The 6,131-nt window shown below is 62.4% G+C and carries 5 protein-coding genes and 1 tRNA gene; 1 reads left to right on the top strand and 5 read right to left on the bottom strand.

Annotation, left to right across the window (positions count from 1 at the left end; all coding sequences use genetic code 11):
* Positions 1–54: 54 nt before the first annotated feature.
* The 3 genes from WBB95_RS10780 to gabD form a co-directional block, all read right to left on the bottom strand.
* On the bottom strand, positions 55–1,263 hold the full coding sequence (locus WBB95_RS10780; protein ID WP_424487574.1) for an HDOD domain-containing protein: 1,209 nt from the start codon (positions 1,261–1,263) through the stop codon (positions 55–57).
* A gap of 137 nt (positions 1,264–1,400) precedes the next feature.
* Entirely contained in the window at positions 1,401–2,678 is a 1,278-nt protein-coding gene (gene gabT, locus WBB95_RS10775; RefSeq protein WP_424487573.1) for a 4-aminobutyrate--2-oxoglutarate transaminase, read from the bottom strand.
* A gap of 184 nt (positions 2,679–2,862) precedes the next feature.
* The gene (gene gabD, locus WBB95_RS10770) at positions 2,863–4,305 is read right to left on the bottom strand and encodes an NADP-dependent succinate-semialdehyde dehydrogenase (RefSeq protein ID WP_424487572.1); all 1,443 of its coding nucleotides are present in this window, start codon (positions 4,303–4,305) and stop codon (positions 2,863–2,865) included.
* Between the two features lie 369 nt (positions 4,306–4,674).
* On the opposite strand from gabD, the gene WBB95_RS10765 reads away from it, so the two are divergent.
* Positions 4,675–4,751: transfer RNA gene (locus tag WBB95_RS10765), tRNA-Arg, on the top strand.
* A 56-nt stretch (positions 4,752–4,807) separates the two neighbouring features.
* Here the strand turns inward: WBB95_RS10765 and WBB95_RS10760 are convergent.
* The gene (locus tag WBB95_RS10760) at positions 4,808–5,413 is read right to left on the bottom strand and encodes a hypothetical protein (RefSeq protein ID WP_424487571.1); all 606 of its coding nucleotides are present in this window, start codon (positions 5,411–5,413) and stop codon (positions 4,808–4,810) included.
* Positions 5,410–5,982 carry an RNA polymerase sigma factor gene (locus tag WBB95_RS10755; RefSeq protein WP_424487570.1) on the bottom strand — a complete coding sequence of 191 codons (573 nt, stop codon included), beginning with the start codon at positions 5,980–5,982 and terminating at the stop codon, positions 5,410–5,412. The genes WBB95_RS10760 and WBB95_RS10755 overlap by 4 nt, the downstream gene beginning before the upstream one ends.
* Between the last annotated feature and the right edge of the window lie 149 nt (positions 5,983–6,131).

The following is a 6,131-nucleotide window of genomic DNA, read 5'->3' as shown; positions in this document are numbered from 1 at the left end:
CGAGCAAGCCCGCTCCCACACAAGCCTGTTCCTACAGTGGTTTCTCGTTGTGCTCTAGGCCTTGCGCACCCGCATCAGCTCCGACAACCCCACCTTGAGCAACCGCGCAGTCTTGCCCTTGGCCAACTCTTCCACCCCTTCACGCTCAGTCAGGCGTGCCATGTGCGCCGCCAGGTTCATCACCAGCGCCTCACGCGAATACACCCCGCCTTCAAGTGAATAAATCCCGGCAATCAACTGCCGCAACTCCAGCGGCAAGCGCCAACGCGCGCGCAACGCCGAACCGTAGGCGGCACCGAAGGTGTAGAGGGATTCACCAATCACCTCGTCATCCAGCGCGCCGCCGCCCTGGCGCCAGTCCTCCAGGCAACGCAGCAGCGCCAGATCACCCAGCCGGTGCAGGATGCCGGCGCTGTAACAACGTTCGTGGTCCAGCTCCAACATGCGCGCCAGGCGGCGGGCGAAGTCAGCAGTGTCCTGAGACAACTGCCAATGGCGCTCGGCGTACGCCACCAGCGCGGGGTCGCCCAATACCACGTTGTGCTTGAGGGCCAGGCCCAGGATCAGGTTCATGCTCTGCCCGGGCACCAGCTTGCGCAGCGCTTGCGGCAGGGTCTGCACCGGTGTGCCGTGATAGCCGGCGCTGTTGGCGGCGGCGATCAACACGGCGGTGATTTGCGGGTCCATGCGCACCCGGTCTTCCAGGCGCTTGAGGTCCAGGCCATCGGCGCCGAGGCTGTAGTGCACGGCGGCTTTCACATCGACGCGCAAGGGTGCGCCGTCGCAGGTGTCACGGCGGCGCTCCAGGAACACCGGCAATGTCATCCCCGGCGCCAGCGGCGGGATCTCGCAATACACGCTTTCGCCTTCGTTGAGCAGCAAGTCTTGCAGGCGCTGGGTCAGGCCTTCCATGTTCAGGGGCTTGGTCAGGTAGGCGGTGGGCGCCAGCGGCAAGGCTTCACGCACGCTGGCGCTGTCATTGCGACTGCTCAGCAGAATGAACGGCAACGCGGGCGAACGGCGCTGCTGGCGTACGCTGCGCAGCAGGCTCAGGCCATCGATGCCCGGCAACTCCCAATCCGCCAGAATCAGGTCGTAGGTTTTTTCTCGCAGCAGCGTGGCCGCTTCCTGCCCATCGGCACACACATCCAGCCGTGCATCACAGCGCACGTTCAATAACACTTGCTTGAGCAGATCCCGCGACCAAGGGTCCGCCTCGGCAATCAACACTCGGGGTACAGCCGGTAAATCAACAGCAGTCATCCAGCACGCTCCATCGGCAATACCTGCACCTTAGACAAAGGAGCCGCCTGCGTACATGAACAAGCGCTGAATACCGTTCATCGGGCACAAAAAACCCGCCGAAGCGGGTTTTTTCTGTCGATCAGCTCAGCATCCGCTTACAGCTCGGAGAAGCACTCTTCAATGATCGCCAACCCTTTGTCCAACTGCTCGTCCGGCGAAGTCAGCGGAACCAGTACGCGCAACACGTTGCCGTAGGTGCCACAAGACAGCAGGATCAGGCCCTTGTCACGCGCCTTGGCCACCACGGAAGCTACGGCCGCGGCGTTTGGCTTGTGCTTGTCGCCATCTTCGAACAGCTCGACCGCGATCATCGCGCCCAGGGCACGCACTTCGCCGATTACCGGGTACTTGGCTTGAATCGCTTTCAGGCCAGTCACCAGGCGCTCGCCGACAGCCTTGCAGCGGTCCAGCAGGTGCTCTTCTTCGAACACTTCCATCACGGCCAGGGCCGCGGCGCAAGCGATCGGGCTACCGGCGTAAGTGCCGCCCAGGCCGCCTGGCGCGATGGCGTCCATGTATTCCGCCTTGCCGCACACACCGGCCAGCGGGAAGCCGCCAGCAATGGATTTGGCGAAGGTGGTCAGGTCGGCGGCAACGCCCATCTGTTCCATGGCGAAGAAGGTACCGGTACGGCCGGCACCGGTTTGCACTTCGTCGGCGATCAGCAGGATGCCGTGCTTGTCGCACAGTTCGCGCAGGCGCTTCATGAAGGATTTAGGCGCGACGTAGAAACCGCCCTCGCCCTGCACCGGCTCGATGATGATGGCCGCGATATCACGCGGCTCGGCATCGTTTTTGAAGATGCGTTCGATGCTCGCGATGGAATCGTCATCGCTGACACCGTGCAGTTCGTTAGGGAACAGCGCGCGGAACACGCCGCCTGGCATCAGGCCCATGCCGGCCGAGTACGGCACGACTTTACCGGTCAGGCCCAGGGTCATCATGGTGCGGCCGTGGTAAGCGCCGGTGAACGCGATCACGCCAGCACGGCCAGTGGCGGCGCGGGCGATTTTCACGGCGTTTTCGACGGCTTCGGAACCGGTGGTGACCAGCAAGGTTTTCTTGGCGAAGTCGCCCGGTACCTTGGCGTTGATTTTTTCACACAGCTCCACGTAAGGCTCGTAGGCCAGCACCTGGAAGCAGGTGTGCGTCAGCTTGTTCAACTGCGCGGTCACGGCGGCGATGATTTTCGGGTGCACGTGGCCGGTGTTCAGCACGGCGATACCGCCGGCGAAGTCGATGAACTCGCGACCTTCAACGTCGGTCACGGTGGCGTTTTTCGCGGATTCAGCGAAGATCGGGTGAATCTGGCCAACACCGCGCGGTACAGCGGCTTCGCGGCGTTTCATCAGGGATGCGTTGGTCTTGCTCATAAAGTCCTCATTCGCCACTCATCGGGTGGCGTGGTCCAAGGAATACGTGGCGGGGAGGCAACTACGGCAGCATGCGATGATCGACTGCCACAGCTTTCCCGGCCACTACGAATAACGTTTTGAAACACACAGAGGGTCAGCGCTCTCGTGCCCTCTGCGTTTGCTGCAATCTCGTACCGGGCGCTTAGATGCCCAGGCAGAGGTATTTGATTTCCAGGTAATCCTCGATCCCGTACTTGGAGCCTTCACGGCCAAGGCCCGAGGCCTTGATGCCGCCGAACGGCGCGACTTCGTTGGAGATCAACCCGGTGTTGACGCCGACCATGCCGTATTCCAGGGCTTCGGCCACACGGAACACACGGCCCAGGTCGCGGGCATAGAAGTAGGACGCCAGGCCGAACTCGGTGTCGTTGGACATCGCGATCACTTCGGCTTCGTCTTTGAAGCGGAACAGCGGCGCCAGTGGGCCGAAGGTTTCTTCTTTGGCGACCGCCGCGTTTTTCGGCACGTCGACCAAAATGGTCGGTTCGAAGAAGTTGCCTTCCATCACCTTGCCACCGGCCAACAGCTTGGCGCCTTTGCTCAGGGCATCCGCAATGTGCTCCTGAACCTTGGCCACGGCTTTTTCGTCGATCAGCGGGCCCGTGGTGGTGCCGTCTTCCAGACCGTTGCCGATCTTGAGCTTGGCCACGGCCACCTTGAGTTTCTCGGCGAACGCGTCGTACACCGAATCCTGGATGTACAGGCGGTTGGCGCAGACGCAGGTCTGGCCGTTGTTGCGGTACTTGGAGATGATCGCGCCTTCGACGGCCTTATCCAGGTCCGCGTCGTCGAACACGATGAACGGCGCGTTGCCGCCCAGTTCCAGGGAGACTTTCTTGATGTCCTTGGCGCATTCGGCCATCAGCTGGCGACCGATTTCGGTGGAGCCGGTGAAGGACAATTTGCGCACGATCGGGTTGCTGGTCAGCTCGCTGCCGATGTCGCCAGCACTGCCGGAGACCACGCTGAACACGCCGTTTGGAATACCGGCACGCTGGGCCAGTTCAGCCAGGGCGAACGCCGAGAACGGGGTTTGCGACGCAGGCTTGAGCACCATGGTGCAGCCGGCAGCCAGGGCTGGGCCGGCTTTACGGGTGATCATTGCGGCCGGGAAGTTCCACGGCGTGATAGCGGCGGTGACGCCAATCGGCTGCTTGATCACGATCAGGCGCTTGTCCGGCTGGTGGCCAGGAATCACGTCACCGTAGACGCGCTTGGCTTCTTCGGCGAACCACTCGATAAAGGAGGCGGCGTAGACGATTTCGCCCTTGGCTTCAGCCAGTGGCTTGCCTTGCTCCAGGGTCATCAGGCGGGCCAGGTCGTCCTGGTTCTCGATGATCAGTTCGAACCAGCGGCGCAGTTTGTTGGCGCGGTCCTTGGCGGTCAGTGCACGCCAGGCCGGCAGGGCCTTGTCGGCGGCTTCGATGGCGCGGCGAGTTTCAGCTGCGCCCATCTTCGGCACGGTGCCGAGAATTTCGCCCGTGGCCGGGTTGTTGACCTTGATGGTTTGACCGTTGTCCGCATCGACCCAAGCGCCATCGATAAAGGCTTGCTGGCGGAACAACTGGGTATCTTTGAGCTGCATGTCGGCTTTCCTTAACAGCACCGCGCGCACGCGGAGCGAATTAGAGTTGTTGAAAGGCGCCTTGTGGGCTGCCGTCAGGGAAATCAGCCCCAGCGCGCGGGGAAGAAAAAAGCACGCGGGAGACAGAGCGTTTGAAATCTCAAACGAATCCTAGGATCAATGGGGGTACAGGGCAATAGTCTGTTCGAAAAAAAGAACGAAAACGGCGCATTTGCCGAAACTTTCTGATCAGCGTGTTTCGGCCGGGTTCAAGCGCATCGATCACCGGTACACGGCGCAGGGCCTCTGCGGGGCAAATTCCTACCCATAAACGGCCAAAACCCAGCATGGACGCCCAAGGTCGACATGGGTATGATGTCGCCCGCACAAGCATCCGTAGCTCAGCTGGATAGAGTACTGCCCTCCGAAGGCAGGGGTCGTGGGTTCGAATCCCGCCGGGTGCACCAGATACAGATGAAAAAGCCCCAGGTCGCAAGACCTGGGGCTTTTTTGTGCCCGGCGTTTAACGCTTCTGCAGCGCCTCCAGCCGCGCCGGCAAATCTTCCTGGGGAAAGCGTTTGTACAGCGCCAGCAGCTTTTCATCTGCCAACCGGCCCTCTCCTGCCTGACGCAGGTTCGCAATTTCCTGCAACCCTTGCTCCAGCGACGGCAATGCCACCGCCGCGCGTTTGCTGAGTTTCGCCGCGGGCGCATCCGCCAGCGAGCCGGCGATTTCAGCTTGAACCGGCGCGCTTTCCGCCTTGGGCGCGGCGGCCATCCGGGCCATGGGCGCGGGGGCCGAGAAGGCTTGCGGCGCCGGGCGGGCGGCTTCCTGGTGGAGCGCGGTGAAGGTCGCGGTGGAGATGTCCGGCTGCGACACGGGTGAGCGCATGACCACGCCGATCAGCAGCGCTACACCGGCGACGGTGGCAAATGCCATCTGCCAGCGTGGTCGCTGGCACGCGTGCAGCCAGCGTTGCCACAGGCTTGGCGGCGGCGCCGGGGCTTCGCGGCGGGCGGCGTTGAGGATGAAGGCGTCGAGGGACGCCGGCGGTTCATCGGTGCTGTGTTGACGAAAGTGTTGCAACAACACGTCGTCGGAGTCCTGGGGGTGTCGGGAGTCGGTCATACGGATATCTCCTCGGCCAGCAGGCGGCGCAGTTTCTGCTGGGCGTAACGCAGGCGGCTTTTCACGGTTTCCAGCGGGGTTTGGGTGAGGGCCGCGATTTGCGGCACTTCGAGGTCGCCGTGCAGGCGCAGCAGGAAGACTTCGCGCTGGTCTTCGGGCAAGTCTTGCAGGGCAGCGTCAAGCCGCGCCTGGTCGCGGCTCAGGCTTAATTGCTGTTCGGGCCCGGCGCTGTCGTCGACTTGCGCGTGCAACTGTTCGTCGTAGCTGTCGTGCAGCGGGGTGTGGATGCCGTGCTTGCGCCAGTGATCGATCAGGCGGTTGCGGGCAATCTGAAACAACCATGTACGAAAACTCGCCCGGCCCTGTGGCTGGGTGGTGCTGCGGATCAGGCTGAGCCAGGTCTCCTGGTAGATTTCCTCAGCCAGCTCGGCCTTGTTGCTCAGGGACACAAGAAACCGGTACAGGCCTTGGCGATGCCGCGCATACAAGGCTTCGAACGCGGCAGCGTCGCCGGTTCGGTAGCGGGCCAGCAGCGCTTCGTCGCTGGGTAAATCATCTGGAACGGCCATGTCGGTGGCGAACTCCTTTCTGACAGTCGAAACCGATCTAACGGTGGGCGCTGGCTTGCCTGCGATTCCGGCAACTCGCTCTACAGGCAACTCGGTAGAGAAGTTGACCGAGGTGATGCCATCGCAGGCAAGCCAGCTCCCTGTCTGTT

Source organism: Pseudomonas sp., from assembly GCF_049645325.1.
Taxonomy (GTDB): Bacteria; Pseudomonadota; Gammaproteobacteria; order Pseudomonadales; family Pseudomonadaceae; genus Aquipseudomonas.
This window is presented reverse-complemented; position numbering and strand designations above follow the sequence as displayed.